At 62.0% G+C, this 19,347-nt stretch carries 17 protein-coding genes; 5 read left to right on the forward strand and 12 right to left on the reverse strand.

The features are described 5' to 3' along the window. Positions 1–55: 55 nt before the first annotated feature. Positions 56–2,971, forward strand: coding sequence for a MobF family relaxase (gene mobF / locus MUY37_RS02430; protein WP_499193858.1), 2,916 nt, complete (start codon positions 56–58; stop codon positions 2,969–2,971). 72 nt (positions 2,972–3,043) lie between these two features. Further along, the gene (locus tag MUY37_RS02435; RefSeq protein WP_499193859.1) at positions 3,044–3,952 is read left to right on the forward strand and encodes an HNH endonuclease; all 909 of its coding nucleotides are present in this window, start codon (positions 3,044–3,046) and stop codon (positions 3,950–3,952) included. A gap of 8 nt (positions 3,953–3,960) precedes the next feature. Here MUY37_RS02435 and MUY37_RS02440 read toward each other — a convergent pair whose 3' ends face one another. Continuing rightward, positions 3,961–4,596 (reverse strand): S24 family peptidase, encoded by a 636-nt coding sequence (locus MUY37_RS02440; RefSeq protein ID WP_006832465.1) that lies wholly within the window; start codon positions 4,594–4,596, stop codon positions 3,961–3,963. 365 nt (positions 4,597–4,961) lie between these two features. Here MUY37_RS02440 and MUY37_RS02445 point away from each other — a divergent pair, with 365 nt between their 5' ends. Then, positions 4,962–6,653, forward strand: a complete 1,692-nt coding sequence (locus MUY37_RS02445) for an HsdM family class I SAM-dependent methyltransferase (RefSeq protein WP_499193860.1) — start codon at positions 4,962–4,964, stop codon at positions 6,651–6,653. Further along, a complete protein-coding gene (locus tag MUY37_RS02450) occupies positions 6,580–7,365 on the forward strand; it encodes a hypothetical protein (RefSeq protein WP_197063450.1) in 786 nt (261 codons plus the stop codon). Before MUY37_RS02445 ends, MUY37_RS02450 begins: the two co-directional genes overlap by 74 nt. Before the next feature lie 26 nt (positions 7,366–7,391). On the opposite strand, the gene MUY37_RS02455 is transcribed toward MUY37_RS02450, so the two are convergent. Next, a complete protein-coding gene (locus tag MUY37_RS02455) occupies positions 7,392–8,702 on the reverse strand; it encodes a type II toxin-antitoxin system HipA family toxin (RefSeq protein WP_499193861.1) in 1,311 nt (436 codons plus the stop codon). Next, a complete protein-coding gene (locus tag MUY37_RS02460; protein WP_499193862.1) occupies positions 8,699–9,058 on the reverse strand; it encodes a helix-turn-helix domain-containing protein in 360 nt (119 codons plus the stop codon). The genes MUY37_RS02455 and MUY37_RS02460 overlap by 4 nt, the downstream gene beginning before the upstream one ends. Positions 9,059–9,207: 149 nt before the next feature. Here MUY37_RS02460 and MUY37_RS02465 point away from each other — a divergent pair, with 149 nt between their 5' ends. Further along, a complete protein-coding gene (locus MUY37_RS02465) occupies positions 9,208–9,411 on the forward strand; it encodes a hypothetical protein (RefSeq protein WP_499193863.1) in 204 nt (67 codons plus the stop codon). Here the strand turns inward: MUY37_RS02465 and MUY37_RS02470 are convergent, their stop codons facing one another. Genes MUY37_RS02470 through MUY37_RS02510 form a run of 9 tightly spaced genes read right to left on the reverse strand, consistent with a single transcriptional unit; the run spans position 9,412 to position 19,342 of the window. Then, the gene (locus MUY37_RS02470) at positions 9,412–12,123 is read right to left on the reverse strand and encodes a conjugal transfer protein TraG N-terminal domain-containing protein (protein WP_499193864.1); all 2,712 of its coding nucleotides are present in this window, start codon (positions 12,121–12,123) and stop codon (positions 9,412–9,414) included. A gap of 12 nt (positions 12,124–12,135) precedes the next feature. Beyond that, positions 12,136–13,572 carry a conjugal transfer protein TraH gene (locus MUY37_RS02475; protein WP_499193865.1) on the reverse strand — a complete coding sequence of 479 codons (1,437 nt, stop codon included), beginning with the start codon at positions 13,570–13,572 and terminating at the stop codon, positions 12,136–12,138. Next, the gene (locus MUY37_RS02480) at positions 13,562–14,377 is read right to left on the reverse strand and encodes a conjugal transfer protein TraF (RefSeq protein ID WP_499193866.1); all 816 of its coding nucleotides are present in this window, start codon (positions 14,375–14,377) and stop codon (positions 13,562–13,564) included. Before MUY37_RS02480 ends, MUY37_RS02475 begins: the two co-directional genes overlap by 11 nt. After that, complete coding sequence (locus MUY37_RS02485; RefSeq protein WP_499193867.1) at positions 14,374–16,107, reverse strand: conjugal transfer protein TraN; 1,734 nt, start codon at positions 16,105–16,107, stop codon at positions 14,374–14,376. Before MUY37_RS02485 ends, MUY37_RS02480 begins: the two co-directional genes overlap by 4 nt. After that, positions 16,104–16,856, reverse strand: a complete 753-nt coding sequence (gene trbC, locus MUY37_RS02490; RefSeq protein ID WP_499193868.1) for a type-F conjugative transfer system pilin assembly protein TrbC — start codon at positions 16,854–16,856, stop codon at positions 16,104–16,106. Before trbC ends, MUY37_RS02485 begins: the two co-directional genes overlap by 4 nt. After that, positions 16,853–17,866, reverse strand: coding sequence for a conjugal transfer pilus assembly protein TraU (traU, locus tag MUY37_RS02495; protein WP_499193869.1), 1,014 nt, complete (start codon positions 17,864–17,866; stop codon positions 16,853–16,855). Before traU ends, trbC begins: the two co-directional genes overlap by 4 nt. Continuing rightward, entirely contained in the window at positions 17,863–18,501 is a 639-nt protein-coding gene (gene traW / locus MUY37_RS02500) for a type-F conjugative transfer system protein TraW (protein WP_499193870.1), read from the reverse strand. The genes traU and traW overlap by 4 nt, the downstream gene beginning before the upstream one ends. Further along, positions 18,498–19,019, reverse strand: a complete 522-nt coding sequence (locus tag MUY37_RS02505; protein ID WP_499193871.1) for a S26 family signal peptidase — start codon at positions 19,017–19,019, stop codon at positions 18,498–18,500. Before MUY37_RS02505 ends, traW begins: the two co-directional genes overlap by 4 nt. Continuing rightward, entirely contained in the window at positions 19,016–19,342 is a 327-nt protein-coding gene (locus tag MUY37_RS02510) for a TrbI F-type domain-containing protein (protein WP_499193872.1), read from the reverse strand. Before MUY37_RS02510 ends, MUY37_RS02505 begins: the two co-directional genes overlap by 4 nt. Positions 19,343–19,347 lie beyond the last annotated feature (5 nt).

A 19,347-nucleotide genomic window follows, 5' to 3' on the forward strand; every position in this document is an offset into this window, starting at 1 on the left:
CAAATGGGGAGGGATCACCTGGCCGCGAGGGGAGCCGTGACGAGGACCAGACTGGATGCTTTCCGTCGCCAATGTGCGCTCCCCTTCGGCTGCCGCGAGCTATTTCGCGGCAGACAATTACTACACCGGCGCCGATGCAGATCGTTCCGGAACCTGGGTCGGGAAGGGAGCGGAACGACTTGGTCTTGAGGGCCGCGTCAGCGCCGAGCAGTTCGATGCCTTGCTGCGGGGAGAACTGCCCGGCGGCATCCAGGTTGGCAATGCGGGCCAGGCCCACAGGCCTGGAACCGACCTCACATTCTCACTCCCGAAAAGCTGGTCGCTGCTCGCGCTAGTGGGCGGCGACCAGCGGATTATCGATGCCTATCGCGAGGCCGTCATCGAGACCTTGCGCTGGGCCGAAAAGAATGCGGCGCAGACCCGGATGGGCAGTCAGGCTGGTTACGGGAAGGTCGCGACCGACAACCTGACGATTGGTCTTTTCCAGCACGACACCAACCGCAACCAGGAGCCAAACCTGCATTTTCACGCGGTCGTGGCGAATGTCACGCAAGGCAGCGACGGGAAGTGGCGCGCGCTTCGCAACGACAAACTTTGGTCTTTCAACACGCTCCTCAACTCGATGACCATGGCGCGGTTTCGTCTGGCGGTCGAGAAGATGGGCTACGAAGCAGGGCCGGTTGGAAAGCATGGCAATTTCGAAGCAACGGGCATTGCCCGCGAGCAGGTCATGGCCTTTTCAACGCGGCGCGAAGAAGTCCTCGCAGCCAGGCGCGGGAGCGGACTTGAGGCAGGGATTGTCGCAACGCTGGAAACACGCAAAGGCAAAGAGCCGGTGCGCGATCGCGAGGGCCTTCTTTCGTCGTGGCGCCAGCGAGCCGAAGAGGTCGGTCTCGATCTTGGTGGTCTGATTGACGCATCCCAGATGCGTGCCGCGGCGAAGGCCTCAGAAGGCTCGAAAGAGCAAAGCCTCCTTCATCGCGGGATTGCGAGGCTGAGGGAGTTCGCGCAGCGGATCAAGGGCGATCCGGCTGATCCACTGATCCCTGCCCATGTTCTCAAGCAGGATGCACCGACCATCGCGGCCGCGCAGGCCGTGGCCTCTGCGGTGCGTCATCTCTCGCAGCGCGAGGCAGCCTTCCCGCGCGAAGGATTGCTGAAGGCGGCGCTTGATTTTGGGCTGCCGACGACGGTGGAGCACGTCGAAACCCGTGTGAACGCACTGGTCAGAAGCGGCGCACTCGAGCCCGGCAAAGGCGAGCACAAAGGCTGGCTGGCGAGCCGCGAGGCGCTAGACCTTGAAAGCATCATTCTCGCGAGTGTCGACCAGGGACGTGATGCGGTGTTGCCCATCCTGGATCGGGCGGACGCTGCAGAGCGGGTTCAGGCTTTTGCCGCGATCAATCACGGGATCTCGCTGAACGAAGGGCAGGAGGATGCGGCGGGACTTGTGCTCTCATCGCGTGACAGGATCGTAGCGATCCAGGGCATTGCCGGGGCGGGTAAAAGCAGTGTGATAAAGCCGGTTGCCCAGCTGCTCCGCGAGGAAGGCAAGCAAGTGCTGGGGCTCGCCGTGCAGAACACGCTTGTCCAGATGCTCGAGCGCGACACCGACATCCGTTCGATGACCATCGCCCGCTTTCTCGCCCAATGGGGCAGGCTTCTGCACGAGCCGGGAAATGCCACGTTGCTGAGTGAGGCTCGGACCGCGCTCGGAGACCATGTCCTGGTGCTCGACGAGGCGTCGATGGTGTCGAACGAGGACAAGGCCCAGCTGGTACGGCTGGCAAACCTAGCCGAAGTCCATCGTCTTGTTTTTGTCGGCGACAAGCAACAGCTAGGCGCCGTCGATGCCGGTAAGCCCTTCGACCTCGTCCAACAGGCCGGGATCGCCCGCGCCAACATGGATGTGAATTTGCGCGGCCGCGATCCCATCCTGCGGCGAGCCCAGGCCGCCGCGCAGGAAGGACGCGTCGACGATGCGCTCCGGGCACTTGCTCCTTCAACCATCGAGGCTCGCGGGGACAGTGCGATTGTGGCTGCCGAAAAGTGGCTTTCGCTCAGCCCAGCGGATCGGGATCGGACGTCGATTTACGCGTCTGGCCGAGCCTTACGTTCTGCGGTCAACGAGGCTGTCCAGCGCGGGCTCAAGGCCAATGGAGAGCTCGGCCCACGATCGGGCCGTCTGACCGTTCATTCGCGGATGAATGTGACACACGAGGAGCTGCGATACCTTCGCACATACCAGCCGGGCATGGTCCTCAACTTTCGCTCGCGCGACAGCACCCAGAAACTCTCCAAGGGCGACTACACCGTTAAGACCATCGACCATGCGCGCAAGCAGCTCGTGCTTGAGGACAGGAAAGGGCGGCTGCGCAAGTTTAATCCCGCGCGACTGCGGCCGGGCGCAGATGGTGATCGGCTGTCGCTCTTCGAACGCAAATCGCTGTCCATCATCGAGGGTGACAAGATCCGTTGGACCGACAACGACTACAAGCGCGGGCTGTTCAACGCCGACCAGGCGAGGATCGTGGCCATCGACACAAAGGGCGTCTTGGTGGAGACATCAGCGGGCAAGGAGCTCCGCCTGAGTCGCGGCGACCCCATGCTCAAACGCATGGACCTCGCCTATGCCCTCAATGCGCATATGGCGCAGGGACTGACCTCGGATCGCGGGATCGCAGTGATGGACAGCCGCGAACGCAATCTAGCCAATCGGCAGACCTTCCTCGTTACGGTCACCCGGCTTCGCGACGGCCTTACGCTGATTGCAGATAATGCCGAGAAACTCGGCCGGGCCATCAAGTCCAACAGCGGCGAGAAAGCATCGGCCCTCGAAGTAACGCAAAGGCTCAAAGCGGCAGCTGCCAAGGGCCTTTCGCAAGGCAAGGATGTTGGCAACGCTTCGCCCGCAAGTGAAAAGCCCGAACTGACAAAGGAAAGGGTAAAGCCTTTCGAAATCGGCATTTGATCACCGACAGCCTGGACGATTTCTGAGTTACCAGGCACGATGCCTGTTCGAGAGAAGTGCGGAGCGTTGCCGGTGAAGGGTGTTTTCGAGATCAGCGGCAATTCGCGCTACGACGACCTCATTACCGAGCGGTATCATTTCCCCTCGCAGTATCTCCCTCAGGCCCGCCAGCTCGATAACGACTGGATCCTCTACCGAGAAACCCGCGTATCGGGCGGCCGGATGGCCTACATCGCGACTGCTTTCGTTGAGCGGATCGATCCAGATGAGGCTGATTCAACCCATTACTACGCGCGCGTCAGGGACTATCTACCCTTCGATGATGCGGTCTCCTACCGCGACAAGGACGGACGCTTTGCCGAACGCTTCCTTCGCGAGATGGCCCGTCCACGCGATGCTGGGAGGACGCTGCGCGGAAAATCGGTGCGCACGCTCGATGGCGAGGATTTCGTCGCCATCGTCAATCAGGGGCTGAGCGAGACGCTCGACCCGGACAACCGGATCAGGCTCGAGCTCGACGAGCGGTATATCGACGATGCGACCGCCGCGCTCCTAGCCGATGAATTTGGCGAACGCCGGATCGAGCAGATCCTGGTGAACAAGAAAATCCGTGCCGCCAGTTTCCGCAATCAGGTTCTCGATGCCTATGACAGCACCTGCGCCGTCACGGGATTACGGATCATCAATGGTGGCGGGAAAGCGGAGGCACAGGCGGCCCATATCTGGTCCGTCGCCGATGGCGGACCCGACGTCGTACCCAACGGTGTGGCACTCTCGGCTACGGCCCATTGGCTGTTCGACCGGCATCTCATCACATTCGACGAGAACCTGTGCCTGCTCGTATCGCACAACAAGGTGCCGTCCGACCTGTTGAAGCTCTTCCCGCCTTCAGGACAGAAGATCAGGCTTCCGGTCGATCCGCGGGATCACCCCCGTCCGGACTTTGTGGCCAAGCATCGCGCGCGGTTTGCAGGGTTTTGATCCGGTAGTCAGACAGCGCGTCCGAACCAGATGACACGGCCGACCACCTGAATCTCGGACCGGTCCACATCGTCCCAGCTGGGATAGGCCGAATTATCGCTGCTAATCGTGATCTTGCGGCCACCTGGCTTGAGTGTCACGCGCTTGACCACCAGCGCGTCGTCGGCGCGCAGGACGTAGATACCGTCGCGTAGCCGCGAGCCCTGGTCTGACGCATCGACCAGCACTTCGTCGCCATCGCTGAGTGTCGGCTCCATGGAGTCGCCCAGGACATGGATGATCGAAAGGCTGGCACTCTTTGCCCGGGTCAGCCGGGCAAGCCAGCGTTCGTCGAAACCGAAGCGGGTATGGGCGGTCTCGCTTTCGGCAATCGCTCCAAAGCCCGCCGATGCATCGACATTAAGGACGGGTATCTCGATCAACCCGTCACGCATGGGTGCGGGCGGTCCGCCAAGCACTTGCTCGTCGACCCCAAAGAAGCTGGCAAGCGTGCGCCGGTCATCATCGTCCAGCTTGCGCGGCGAGCCGCGCTTGATGAACTGCTGAATATAGGACGAGTTTCGTCCGATCATCCGCGAGATTGAGGAATATCCGAGCCGTCGCTGCTGGATCAGGCGATCGAGCTCCTCTCTGACATGTTCCATCGTGTCGTTCCTTCTGTCGGCCTCAGGAGAGAAGGAAATCTCCTAGACTCGATGGAACCTTCCTACTAAGAACATAACAGGAACACAAGTGTTGAGTGAGTCGAGGAAGGCCATGAAATTGCTGGATCGCATTGAGCGTCATCTGAAAGAATCGCACATGTCAGCGACACGGTTCGGCCGCCGCGCTGTTGGCGATCCGCGCTTCGTGCTTGATCTGAGGGCTGGCCGGAGGCCGCGTAGAAGAACCGCCGAAAAGGTGGAACGCTACTTAGCAAATTGCGACAGCGTGCCTTGCCCCGCGCCCAAATTGGAAATAGAACATATAAAGAACATACAGTGATCCGCCGAAAACGTCACGGAAGGGGTTGTTCGAGCGGAACGAGTCAAGCAGAAGATCAGAAAGGGGATGGCGCGTGGACACACAATCAAATCGGAAGGCACGCGGCGCGTTCTTCACGCCTGCCGAGATTTCCCGCTACCTAGCTCAATGGGCCATCCAGTCCGCCAATGATGTCGTGCTTGAGCCATCGTGCGGCGAAGCGAGCTTTCTGCTTGCCGCTGGCGAGCGGTTGCGCGCACTCGATGCTCGCCCGCTGATCTGGTCGAGCCAGCTTCACGGTGTCGAGATTCACGAGGACTCGGCGAGCGCGGCTCAGGCGCTCTTGCGGGATGCTGGATTCGATGCGTCCGTCACGGTGTCCGACTTTTTCGACTTCGACGACCGCCAAAAGTTCGACGCCATAGTCGGCAATCCGCCATTCGTTCGATACCAGCAGTTTTCCGGTGCGGCGCGAACCAAGAGCCTCGAGGCTGCGCTAGCGCAAGGCGTTCGCCTGTCCGGCCTCGCAAGTTCCTGGGCCGGGTTCGTTGTCAAGGCGGCACAGCATCTTTCAGCAGACGGTAGGCTCGCACTCGTCTTGCCTGCCGAGCTGCTTTCGGTCAGCTATGCTGCCGAGGTCCGCAATTTCCTGCTGCGACGCTTCGCGCGCGTTCGGCTGATCATGTTTGAGCAGCGCGTCTTTCCCGAAGTTTTGGAAGAGGTAGTACTGCTGCTTGCTGAAGGCACTGGCGGCGCGCAGTGCTTTGAGGTCTATCAGACGCGCGATGTGCAATCGCTTAAGGCGGTCGATCTCGCGGACTGGACAGAGCATGAGCCAGCGGAAGGCGAGAAGTGGACACCCGCCCTGGTCGCCAAGAGCGCCTTCGCAACGTATCGCGAGGTTGCCGCCCGTTATTTCGAAGAGCTAGGCGTTTGGGGTCGCACCTACCTTGGCGCCGTGACCGGCAACAACAAGTACTTCACCCTCACGGCGGACGACGTGCGTAAGCATGGCCTGACTCAAGCCGATGTGACGGCAATCTCACCGCCGGGATCGCGACACATGCGCGGCCTAACGCTGACAGAGGCGGCATGGAAGGATCTGCTGCGCGACGGTTCGCGGGCGCTTCTGTTCTATCCGGGCGAGAAGCCGTCTGATGCTGCATTGCGCTACATTCGCGCGGGCGAGAAGGCGAATGTGTCGGACGCATACAAGTGCCGCGTTCGCTCGCCGTGGTGGCGAGTGCCGCTGGTCGAGCAACCTGACCTGTTCCTGACTTACATGAACCATGATCGCCCGCGCCTCGTCACCAACACTGCGAAAGCGCAGATACTCAATTCGATCTATGGGGTGCGGCTCATGGACGGTCGCCGCAGCATCGGTCGCGATCTGCTGCCTGTGGCGAGCCTGAACAGCGTGACACTGCTCGGGGCAGAAATCGTCGGTCGTGCCTATGGCGGTGGCTTGCTCAAGATGGAGCCGCGCGAGGCTGACCTATTGCCAGTGCCGTCGCTCGATCACATCAAGTCGGTCGAGACGGAACTTCGCGCAATCAAGCCACAACTCGCGAAGCATCTTCGGCATGGTGACGTAGAAGCAGCCGTGCAGTCTGTTGATGCCATACTATTGGCAGAAGTGGCGAACAGTGATCTAAAGGCCCTTCGTGCAGCGCGCGACGTGTTGTTTCAGCGTCGCCGCGCGAGGGGGAAAAATGGCGAGGATAGACGATCTTCTTAAGGCGGCATTGATCGAGGCTGGCGACAAGCCCGCCGACACGGCGAAGTCGGACGAGAAGAAGGCCTACAGCGAGAAGATTTCCGCCAACATCGCCCTCGCCGTGGCAGAAGAATTGCGACAGCGGGGCATGAGCGAGGCCCGTCCCGCACCTCCCGGCGAGCTGGGAGGCTCTGGCGCAGAACGTCGGATGGCTGGTGGTATCGGCGCCAAGAAGGTCGATGTGACGTGGTCGACGGAAGAAAGCGGGTTGATCCTCGGCATCTCGATCAAGTCGATCAACTTCAAGGACAACCGAACAAAGAACTATCAGAAGAATTTGACCAACCGGCGCGGCGATATGCTGATCGAGGCCGTCACGCTGCATCGCCGCTTTCCGTATGCCGTTCTCGGCGGCCTGTTCATCTTCGATGCCGGTGCGGCAACCGACAACACGCCCAAGCGGCGCTCGACGTTCGAGAACGCGCATTCGCGCTTCCGGTTATTCACCGGCCGCGACGATCCAGCTGGCCGAGATGAGCAGTACGAAGCCTTCTATTTCATGCTTCTCGATGCCTCGTCGCGGCATGCCAACTACACCCTCTATCGTGTCGGCAAACATGATGAAAAGATCGAATTCCATGATATGATTTGCGAACTTGTTGAACGAGTGGCGGTGAGAAACCCCGATTTTTACGAGTACGACGATGGCAGTTTGAGAAGCGTCAATTCTTAGGAACGCAGCTACCGTTTCACAGTGCTTTACTGCAAAGAGATTAGATTATCTCGAAATCCATTGCGCGCCTTGAGTGATATCCCTTGAGGTACTCCAGCCTCCAGCGCAAATTGCTCCCACTTGGATAGCGCCAAGCGGAAGTCGCCGATTATCGATTTTATTTCGCTTGCTTTCAGGTCGGCGAACTTTCCAAATTCCAGCAGATCGTCAAACTCGAAGCCGTCCGTTTTGCCGGCCAGAGACATCTGATGCTCGTTGGTCCAGTCCCCGTCAGGATTGTAGGCGTAGACGACATCGAAAGCGGGCGAGAGGCTCCAGCGACCCGAGCTATCCATGAGGAAGGCGATGTTCTTGGTGTGGTCGTCCTGGTTGCGAATGAAGACATTGAGCAGCGCGCGGCGCACCTGCTCCTTGATCGCTTCGCGTCCGAGGCCGAGCATGCGGATGGTTTCGATCGCCTGCTCGTAGCTATATGCCCGAGCGAGGTTGAAATCGAAATGGCGCATCGCGCAAAGCGACTGCATGTGGAGCTTCTTGCCGTCAGGCGTGCGATCGAAGCGCTGGGTCATGAAGTGCGCCCGCCCACCTTCTTCGTGCAGACGAGAGCGAGCCATGTCGATGCCAGCCTCTCGGGCGAGCAGATAGCAGGCGTACTCAAGCCGGCCGAAGCCCATGGGGTCGGCAAGTTCCTTGTCAGCATTGCCCGACACGCCGTCGAACTTGACCAGCCATTGCGTATACCCGGGCCCTGCAGTCAGCTGCCCTGAATGGAATTCTCCGGTCTCCTCATTCCAGGCGAGGACGGCCTTGGCCCGGGCGCCACCAGCAGAGGTGCCGACGCGCAAGATCTCCTGGAGTGCGCGATGATCATCTTCACCCTTGAGCACACCGGCCAGTTCTTCACGCGCGGCAATGACCCTGTTGGCGAGCTCGACAAGCGGAGCGATATCGACCGGCCGGCCCTGATCACGGCGCTCACCGGTAGCGGGCTCGAATTCGAGCGCGCCCATGCCTCGGCGACCGGTATAGCAAAGGCGCTCGACCGGATCGAAGCTGTCGGCTGTGCGGCCCTGCTCGGCAAGCCACCGGTTGATCAGGGCGTTACCAAACTTGTCGGGCAGGCTGTCGGCCAGCATACCCGGCAGCCCTTTGAAGGTCTCGTAATTCAGCGCGGGAAAGTCGTAGACGCCGCTTCGTAGGGGCATTGTGAGTGGGGCGACTTCGATGCCGCTGCGACTGAATTCCGGAGTGTATTCGAACACCCCGACATCGCGATCCTCATCCCACAGGACGGCGCCGATCTGACGACCCCAGAGATTGACGACGGCACGTGTCATGGGGCCTCGTCACCCCAGCTCCATTCCTCGCCAGCTTCACCTTCAGAAGACTTGCGCACCCTTTGCCGCGCTTTGCCGGTGTCGGACCGGGGATCGAGCGGGCTTAGCTTGGCGTCCGGCATGACATCCAGAAGGCGGTCTTCGATTTCAAGCGCACGCATTATCCTGGCAAGGCTATCGATGGTCCCGCCATTGCCGGCTTCCAGGCGGGCAAGCGTTGAACGCGAGATGCCAGCCATTTCCGCAAGCTCGGCCTGCTTGAGATTGCGTGATATGCGATATGCTTCGATCTGCTTCCCGAGGTCGGATAGCAGCACCGAGAGTGGGCGCAGATCTGGCGAGTTATAATGTGGCATTATCGAGACATTATCTCAAATATAGAGCTTTGTGTAGCGATTTTGCGTCTTTACATGACGATAGTTAATGTGTCAATATCGAGACGTAAATTCGCTTGTCATCGATAATGCATCAGATTTGCTACTTTATGTAAGTCGGAGTGATGGAAATGAATGACGAGAAGGGTCAAAACGACCAGACGGACTGGAAGGGCCTACGAGAGATCGACCGTGCCATCTCCGAAAATCGCCTCACGTCCTACTCATGGAAGAAGGCCTGGGCCGATAGATGGGCTCGAGCAGTGATTCTCACCGCTGCGTTCTTCTTGATCGCATTCGTCGTCTTTGTGATTGTTCAGGACGTGATCCTGTAATCACCTGTTGCCCCACTCCTTCACATCATCTGCCGCCTTCTCGCTTGCGCCCGTGGCGCCCTGCGTCTGGCGGTCCAGGTAACCTCGAACGGTACCAATCCTTCCACGACCCTGCTGGCGAACCCGCTCGACCTCATCCGTGATGCCAGACCGATCAGGAGCATCGGGCATTGAGCGACCACCCGCGGAGCCCACGGCTCCTCTTGCGCGCACCTGTCCAGCACTTCCGATCCCGGGGCGGCTGACAGGAGCGAAGTCCGGCAATGAAAGGTCTGCTTCTATGTCGTCTTGCAGCCGATCAGCATAGCTTTCGACAAACCGCGATTGCAGTTGTTGGCCGCGCGCGCTCATCTGGAACTCGATGTCGTCAAAGCGCACCGGCCCGTAATAGTCGCGATTGGCTTCGATCTCGGCCATGCCCCATTCGCGATAAGCCTGGCTCAGGTTCAGCGTGCCTGCGGCGCTGTTGGCCTCGTACCAGCTGGCCTGGTTCTCGAGGCGGCTGGCCATCTCTTCAGCCCGACGCGCCTCTCGCGTGTAGTTTTCGGCTTCGGTCAGCGATCGGCTGAGACCCGACGAGCTGGTCGACACTTGCGATACCGAGCTTGAGCTCGTCTCGCGCAGAAAGCCTTCACGCGTGTTAGACCAGTTGCGGCTATCCGAAAGTTGACGCAGCGTTCCCATGATCCTGCCACGGTCTTCCGAGGCGATTCCGATATCGCTGTCCGTCCATGATTGATTGCGGCCGCCTCTTGCCTTGGCACCCACTTGAGCTACGCCAACATTGGCTCCAGCCCCGCCATTGACCTCGCCATTAAGGAACCAGGATACAGTAATGTCGTCGGACGCGCGCCGGGACAGGCCGAATTGCTGCTGGAGCGTCCTCGAGGCATTGTCGACTTCGCTGAATGCCGTGCCGATGCTGTCGTTCGTTCCGATGCCGCTTACCGTGTCGGAGCTCTGACCCTGGCTGTAGGCGTTGCGGATCTCGCTGAACCGGGTGAGCGCAGAGCTTGTCGATTGCTGGGCGAGATTGGCATAGGTCTCGCTCTGCGTCCGGCTCTGGCTCGCCATCGTTCCGAGGCGTCCGGTGAAGTCCTGCCCCAGCGTCGGTGTGAACGGATAGCTTGAATTCGGGACAGCAGCGAACTCGCCATCGGGGAAGCTGGTCGTCTGCGTTCCGCTGTCGCTGAAACCACGCGTCTGCGTGGCGCCATAGGCGATGTTGGGGGCAAGATTGCCCTGCGCAAATTGGCGGGAAAACACCGTTGAATTATCGATGTTCGAGTTGCCGAGCGAGACATTGCCGGTGCTCGCTTCGCGCGAGGCTTCCTCGGCCGCATTCTGGCTCGGGTTGAGATAGCTCGTTGCCTGTCCCGAGATCGCCAGCGCACCGCGCGCCACCCCGCCCGCAAGGAACGGGATCGAGGCGACAAGATAGCCTGCCAAGATACTGATATCGCTGTTGACGTCGCTCATGCCAGCAAAGGTCGCCAGGCTGAGACCTGTGTTGCCGCCAGCGGCCGCGACATCGCCCGCGCCTTTGAACATCAGGATCATGTGCAGGATGACGAAGAGCGGTCCCCACGCCGCAAGGTAGAAGAAGCCGGTGACGTAACCTCTCAATGCAATCGGGCCGGTCCGCGGCATCAGGAACAGCGGGAAGAGTACCGGAAAGAGCGCGTAGAAAACCACCGTCAGCACGACATTGAGGATCGGGACCCATTTCATCGCGTTGTGCGCGATCGAGGAATAGGTCCGCTCGGTCTGAATATCGGCCCGGGTCTGCGCGAAGACGTCGATGCTGCCGGTGCCGCTCGCCCCGGCAAAGCCGTGCATGGCCTGGTTCATGGCATTGATCGTCAGCACCTGGCGGAAGATGTCGCTCGCGCTGCGCGAGATGCCGGTGAGATACTGATAGGCAATCGGGAGGTCGGCCATGAGCTTGGCCTTGGCGAGCGCTTCGGTCTGGCGCGGATAGAGCTGCCGTCCTGCGACAAGCGTCATCTCGTCGATAAGGCTCGCCCATTGCCCCGACAGCGCGGTGTAGGCTTCGCGGCAGGTGATGATCGAGGCCGTCACGCTGTCGTCGGCCTGCCGGGTCAGGAATTTCTGCGCGCGCGCCGCGCTGCCCGGTGCGATCGTCGCCCAGATATCGTCGCTCTCGGACAGCTCCTTCATCGAATAGCGGCCGAGAAGCAGATCGTAGAACACGCATTGCCGGACATGTTCGTCGAAGTTCGCGGCGAACTCCGGATCGGAAATGCGCAAGCTTCGCGTCGATTCGAGCAGCCGCGCGCCATAGATCATGCCGTTCTTCGAGTAGTTGAGGTCGTCCGGCAGGCCGAATACGAGCTCGGCCGAGCGCGTCAGATAGTCCCCCGCCTGGCTGGTGAAACTTGCCATCAAGGCAAGCCCGAGCGGGACATTGGCCACCGTCGCGGGGGCAAGGCTGGGATTGACCCGGTCGGTCACATGGACGTCCATGCGCGGCACCATCAGGCACATGTAGATGAGCGTCGCACCGAGGAACCAGTTGAGCCAGGCGCGCCAGTCCTGGTTGAACGCGACCACGATGACCGCGAGCACCATACCCATCACCAGCGCGACCTGAATGAGGCTCTTGTAGCCGCCCGCGCCGGTCCAGGCGGCAACGGCGTTGAGGACATTGACGACGTACTCGCCGCCGCCGACCGTGAAAATCTCGACCATGCTGCCCGACCCTTATGGAACAATGGAGCGGGACTGCATCCCGCGCGACCAGTCGAGCGCGGCGGCCATCGACGGCGACATCGAGACGGCGAGCATGTTCTCGATCATTGCGGTCTTCTCGATGATCTGCATGATCGCCGAGACCCGCGCCTGTCCGGTCGCTTGTCGCTGGGCGAGGCTTGACCGGACCTCGGCGACCTGCGTGCGCCAGATTGCAAGCTTTGCTTCGTCGGCCGCAATGAAGCTCGCCATCGAGCGTCCGGCCTCAGCGGTGATGCGTTCGAGGATGGCATAGAGGAGATCGATGCTGGCGATCTCGGCCAGCGTGTCGCGGTCGTCGGTTGCCATCCCGCGGCCATAGGCCGCCTGCACGGTTAGAATCTTGTAGAGCGGCACCGATGCCACCTGGAGCAGTTCCTTCTCCTCGTCGCCAATCGCTGTGTCGCTGCGGATGGCCTCGACCATGCTGCCGATGAGCCGGGCAACGCGCGGCCGGATGGCCTTTGCGCTCGACAGGCTCATCTGCTGAAAAGTGGGGTTGAGGCACTGGTCGGGCTCGTCGCACTGGAACACCCGCACTGACTGGCCCTGCGTCCCGTCGAGCAGTGCGGTGACGAGTGTCGAGGAAGAGTCACCGGCGAAAGGCACGAATTTGCCCGGCTCGTCGTCGCGGGGCGGCACGTAGATCACCGTGCCGATGAGCGTCATCGCATACTCGGCAAGATCGCGGTCGAAACTGCCACCTGGGTTGAAGAAGGCGCTCTGCTTGAGGACATGCCAGGTGTAATTGCGCGGCACACCGGGATTGACGTCGGCATAGTCGGCGCCGGCACCCTCATTGGTCGAGGCGCGTTGGCCGCGCGTCCCGCAGCCATGCTTGGCGGCGGCATAGTCGGTGAAGATGCCTTCAGAATTGCCGATCGCTTCGCAGATCGCCTTGTCGGCGAGATCGCCCTTGGGCCAGACGCCGCCGACCAGTCCCTGGGCCATCTCGCAGGAGTTGATCGAGAGATTGTTCATGAGCTGCGCCTTCTGGCTGAACTCCTGCATGATCTTCGAGCACTCGGGGCAGACGGTATCGATCGCCAGACTAAAGGCGAACCCCACCGCATTGTTGGCGACGGCCTTCAAGAGCGCGACCATCTCGCTCGCGTTGATGAAGGAGAACGACCCGGCGAAGATATCGATACCGCCGCAACCAGCGCGGGCACGCGGTAGCTGGAGATTGGCGATGTTGGTCGTCTTCTGCGGGAAGCGCGTCCAGACATTGCCAAGGCTGTAATAGCCCGCCGACTGTCCTTCGAACGCGCTTGGCCCAGTAACATTGGCCGCCGCGCCCATGTCGTCCATGAACCGGTCCATGCTGTCGCCGACGTTTGCGGAAAGTGGGGACAGGGCCATGCTGGCGGCAGCCAAGCTGAGCGCCGCATTGCGGATGCTAGTAATCATGTCCGGCTTCCTTCGAGGTGAGGAGGTAGATGCGATCCTGCAGCTCGTCGGCCGAAAGCACGCCGTATCCGATCGGGATCGGGCGCCTGGCCACGCTGTCCCACAGCACGAGCGCCGGGGTAATGCCGGGCTCGAGCCCCATCCGCGGCCGCTGGCCGCTTTCGACCTTGTAGTCGGGGAAGTGCCGGGACGGTCCGCCATCGGTCGAGATCGCCCGGACAGTGATATGCCAGCGGTCCGCCACCGAGCGCACGATCGGGCTCATCACTTCGCACGCGCCGCAGGTCTGGGCGAAGAAGTAGAACAGGCCATAGCGTTCGGAAAGCCTGGCCATCACCGCGTCGCGGTCGGCAGCGCGCGCGTCCTGCCATTGCTTCTTGGCAAGCGCGCCGACCGGTCGTTCGAGCGTGTAGTCGAGCTCGGGATCCTGCCAGATTGCACGCTGCCAGACATCGGAGAATAGAGAAGCCCGGTCGAGCTGGGCACGCTGGAAGCGGATATAGGCGGTGACGTTTTCCGGCGTCGGATAGAGAATCGCGCGTGCCTTGAGCTCGCGCAGTTCTCCCGTGACCGCGTCGAGTTCTTGCGTGGCGGTTACCTGGGCCGGTGGCTGCGCCATCTGCGGCTCGTCTGTCGGCACCGGCTTTACGCAATAGAACCAGTAGCCGAGCCTGCGCTGCTCGCAGTAGAGGCTGTCTGCCGAGGCAGCTGGCTCTGCCTCACGCGCTTCCTGTGCAATTGTCGGAACGGGAAGCAGTGCAGCGAGACACATCGCTAGCACCGGAACTGTTTGGCGGCGCGTCATTGGCCACTCCTTGCGTAATAGTCTTCGATTTTCTGCTGGATGAGGATGCTAGTCTCGAGCTCGTCGGGAAGCCGCGCAGCCTCGGTGAACTCGGCATAGACCTCGCTGAAATCCATCTGGCTGAGGTCGAGCCGGGCGAACTCGTCGAGAGTGAAACCCTCGCACTGCTCTTCCTTGGGCTTGTCCCAGGGCTTGGGCAGCTGGCGGCGGCCCTGTTCTTGCAGGATGCGCGAGAGCTTGCTCTCGAAGCAGCAGTAGACCTTTTTCTTGGTCAGGCAGACGCCGAGGAACTTGTCCGAACAATAGGTCCCCACATAGGCGCACAGCCCTTGCGCATCGCGTTCGTGGAGCAGCACTTCCTCGCGGCTGCAGCCGAGCGCGACCAGCAGGCTGATGCCGGGGATGAGCGGGAAGCCCTTGCCCTTGCAGCAGTTGAGCACCCCGAAGACCTTGGAGGAGCAGGTGTTGCGCGTGCCGCGGAACAGCGTCAGCGTTTCAGGATCGAACTGGCCGCGGGCCTCGTCCATTGCGTGGAGCGCGGTGACGGCATCCTTGAACTCGTCGTTCGCGGTGCGCTCGATCGTTTCGCAGCTGCCGTCGATGCAATAGACATCGCCGTCGCAGACATATTGTGTGCCCCCGCTATCGCCTGCCGGAAGCGGGCACTCGTAAACGCGCTCACTGGTTGAACACGGCGTATCGTCGGTGAGGCAATCCTCGCGCAGGAAGCGGCAGCTCCCGTTCGCTTCGAGTTCGCTGCAGTCGTTCCCGGCTGTCCGGCGCGCGCAGCTGTAGCTGCGCTGCCAGGCCCAGCAGCTTTGCGTGACCTCGACCCCATCAACGATACGGGTCTGCGGAGTGCTGTCGGTGCAGGTCTCGGCATCGAGCGTGCATTCGCCATTGTCGAGGAAGGACGAGCACTGGCTCTCGTTGCGCGTCGTGGTGACGACATTCTCGCTGGTCACAGTATAAGGGGTGGCACCCGGCACCGGCTCGCTGCAGCTGACCAGATCGACGCGCAGCGTTCCGTAGCAGCCCCAGTAATAGCCCGAGTAATAGTCGTAGCCGCACGGGATATCCCAGGACTGGACCACGCGGCATTGCGGTCCCTGGTAGTGATCGCAGGCATAGGGGCTCGACGGATCGACCCCGGTCCCGGCGATGCAATAGTAGCCGTAGACATCACGGGCCTCGACCCTGGCATCGAACGTGACCTGGCAGGTGCCTGTCTCGCGTGTTGCCGTAAAGCCGGTGTTGCAGGTGGCTGTATAGGTGCCCGCACTTGCCGATCCCGGCGGCAGCGGCACGCAGGCCCCCTGGCTACCGGTGACCGACATGCCGCTGGTGTAATCGAGCGGGGTCTCGTTGATGGTCCGGCTCCGCGCGAGCATGTCGGCGATCTCGTCGGGGTCGAACTGAGCACGCGAATCCATGCTGTCGCGGATCGTCCGCATCGGCGTGCTGGTCGTGGCGGCGCTGCGGGCGCGGGCCTCGATCTGGTCGGGATCGCGCGCAAGATCCTGCAGGTCGCGCGTCGCTTGCGGATCGAAGTTGGGAACGCGCGCCGCGTCGGGATTGGTCGTAGCTGCCTCGCGCGCCTCGTCCAGCAGCTCGGTGGCAAAGTCCTTGCCGTCAGCCCTTGCTGCATCGCGGGTCTGAGCGTCAACGGAAGCCGCGCTTGTGAGGGCGACGAGTGCGGCAAGAAGATTGGCAAGGGTTCTGCCGGTCATGGCCGTTCATCCCTGGAGAGCTGGCGCAGATGGAGGCGTGCAAGCTCGGCGCCCGGACCCTTGCCCGAGGCAAAGGTCTCGAGGACTTTTCCTACGCTGATGTTGCCGGCGATACGGTCGTGTGGCGGCACTTCGCTGGTGCAATCGAACCCGTCGCAGGGATTGAACTCAGTGCTCAGCATGACAAAGCTCGGTGCGGCTTCGATGTTGAAGGCGCGGAACAGCCTTGGATCAATACCGAGCGAACCGGCCGCGTCGCGGCTGCTCCAGATGGCAGCCAGGCGCTTCTTGAACGCCTCGCTGTTTCCTTGCGGGAACCCGCGCAGCACGGTGACGCCGCCGGCCTTGGTCATGTCGTGGACCAGCGCCTTCAGCGCCTCGGGCGGCATCGACAGGCTGGCAAAGGCAATGAAGCGCGGGGCTCCCCCGAGCGATGCCTTCTCGGCGGCCGCTTGCCCCGCGATCATCGCGTCGAAGTCGAGGACGGCGTCGGTCTCGATTGCCCTGATGCTGTCCGCATAGGCTGCGCGATTGGCCTGCGCTTGCGCTTGGATAGCTTGTGCATCCTCGATCAGCGCCTCGGCGCGTTGGCGGACATTGGTGCTGAGCGCCTGCGCATCATCGGCATGTTCGGCCGCGCGCTCGCGGATCGCTTCGAGGTCGATGCCTTCGGGCGCGCTCTGGGCGAGAGCGAGGCCACCGAGGGTGACGGCAAGGCCGACAGGCAAAAGGAGGAGGTGCTTGTTCATAGCGCGCAACAGTTCCGCTTGCGCCAGACGAGGTATCCCATGTCTTCGCCGATGGCGGGGATGACCTGTCCGGCCGATTGAAAGGTGGTGGAGGCGCCGATGGGTGGGCAGGCGTAACGGCCCGAGGTCGCCGGGTTGGGATTGGTGGCCTGGAAGCGGTATTGCTGCTTGCGCATCACCGGCATCAAATATTTGCCGCACAGACCCTTGGCCCCCATCGTTCCCCACAAGACGAGTTCGCGGTGGAGCTTGTATGCAAAGCGCGAGAGCACGAGCCGCGAGGCCTGGACGTGCCCGATCGAGGCCGAGACATTGCCGTTCATCGGGTACATCGACCCCTGGCAGCCCGCGCACCAGAACATCTCGTCGATCGGCAGCTTCGCGGTCGAGGCGACGCAGTCGGCCGCACAGGCGGCGAGCGCCAGCGGGTTGGCGAAGAGCACGGCCTCGGGGTTGATGATCGCCGTGAGCTCGGAATCCTGCCACAGCGGATCGATCTCGGAGATGTAGAGAATGTCGATCGAGCCCGATTCCAGGCACAGGAAATCGGCGACGATCTCCATCCAGTAGATCAGCGGATAGGCATACCAGTGGACGTGCCAGCTCGAATAATACTGGCTCGCGCCGCCTACCGCCGATGGACCCGAGATCGAGCGGAAGCCGATATCGAAGCCAGGATCGAGTTTCATGCCGCCCAGATTCACGAAGCACCACGGCTTCATGCTGACATCGGCAAGCCGCACCGGTTCCCAGAAGCCCATGGCGATCCCGGGCCTCAGACCGCACAGGCACACCGGCAGGTCGGGGTTGTCGGGATCGGGCCGGCTCGAAGGCCAGATGTCCAACCCGCCGATCGAGATCGGGAACAGGCACGACCAGCAGATGTCGGTGATCGGGTTGACGAAGCTGCCGGTGCAGCGTCCCGGACCGGCATCGGCCATGGCAGGCGTTGCGGTGGCGAGACCAAGAATTGCAGCCAGCACGAGCGCCAGCTTTCGTAAGCGGGTCATTGGGCTGTCCTCCTTTTTGGTGGCAGCACGATTTCGCTGACCTCCAGCAGGCGGCCCTGCTGGCGGACGCGTGCGGGCACCGACCTGATCCCGAACCTCTCCGTGAGCTTGCCGCCCTGGTCGAAATAGAAGCGGCGCTGGCGGGTCTTCATCAGCTCGAGCGGAGCGCCCTTCACCAGGATCAGCTTGGCATTGGCGTCCTGCTTGAGCGCCCAGGTGAGCTGGTCGGGATCGTCGCCGTCGAGGAACAGGAGATCGGCGCGAAGGCCGACGCTGTCGAGCGGATTGACCCTCGTGCCGGCGGCATGGATCAGCTCGCCTTTTGCCCCGCGGATATCGGCAGCGAGCGTGATCGTCGGATCGAATTGCCAGCGCCGGGCTTCGCTGGCCCGGACGATCCCGGCGACAGGATCGGGCCGGTTCACCCGCGCGATCGTGCGGCGCTTCAGGTCTTCATTGAGCCGGGCGGTCTCGCCCGAACGTTCCATTTGCGTCAGGCGCGAATGAATCTGTTCGAGGAGGTCGCGCTCGATCACGGGAAACACCGTGCCGCGCTGGCCGTAGTCGCGCGCAAGCGCGGGGGCGGGACAGAGCAGCACTGCAAGCAGGGTTGCGGGGAGGATGAGTTTGCTCACAGGATCGCCCTCCCGCTGCCGAGGATCTGGCCGCGGCAGACGAAGCCGATCTCGGCGTAGCGGCTGTCGAGGCCGCGGGGATGGCTGGTCCCGGTGTAAAAGCAGCCTTCTGGGATCGCTCCTTCGGGGCCTTTGTGAAGCGCAATGCCGAGACGGGTCTCATCGAGCCGCGCGGCGATCTTGCGACCGTTGATGAAGACCTCGTGGCCATGGTGGCTCACGACATCGCCCGGCACGCCCAGCACCCGTTTGCCGAAGAGCTGCGCGCCTTTTCCGAAATGCACTTCGACGAGCCTGCTTGCCGGCGGCTCGAAGAAGATCAGGCTGCCGCGCTCGATCCGCGCGTGCTTGTCGAGCCAGAACGCCCAGTTGGGCAGGCTCGGGCTGGCATTGATGAGGAAGGCGTGGTCTTTTGCGAAGGCGTCAACCGCGCCCCATCCGAGCGGCAACAACACCAGCGCGGTCAGGACGAACGGCCGTTTGATCGTGCGGACAAGACGAGCGGCAAAGTGCGTCACTGACGGCCTCCCTGCCCAAGCTGGCGGGCGATCCGTGCGCGCAGTTCGTCGGTGGCATCGGGGGCATCGCCTGCGAGCACCGCTTCACCGACCAGCACCACGCGGCCACCGGTCCCCATTTCCGCAACAGCGCGCTCGGACGCCTGGAGGAAGGCGAGCACGCGCGCCTGGCTGGCTTCGGGATCCTGCTGCCCGCGCGCTTCGGCATCGACGAATGCGGCGATGGTCTCGGCAAGCCGGACGGTGACGATCTGCTGGCGCGGCTCGGACAGCTCGCGGCTGACCCAGGCTGCCCAGAGCAGTGCGATCACGAGCGCGAGCACGCCAA

The organism is Qipengyuania sp. ABI-127-1 (assembly GCA_022953095.1).
In the GTDB taxonomy this organism is placed as follows: Bacteria; Pseudomonadota; Alphaproteobacteria; order Sphingomonadales; family Sphingomonadaceae; genus Qipengyuania.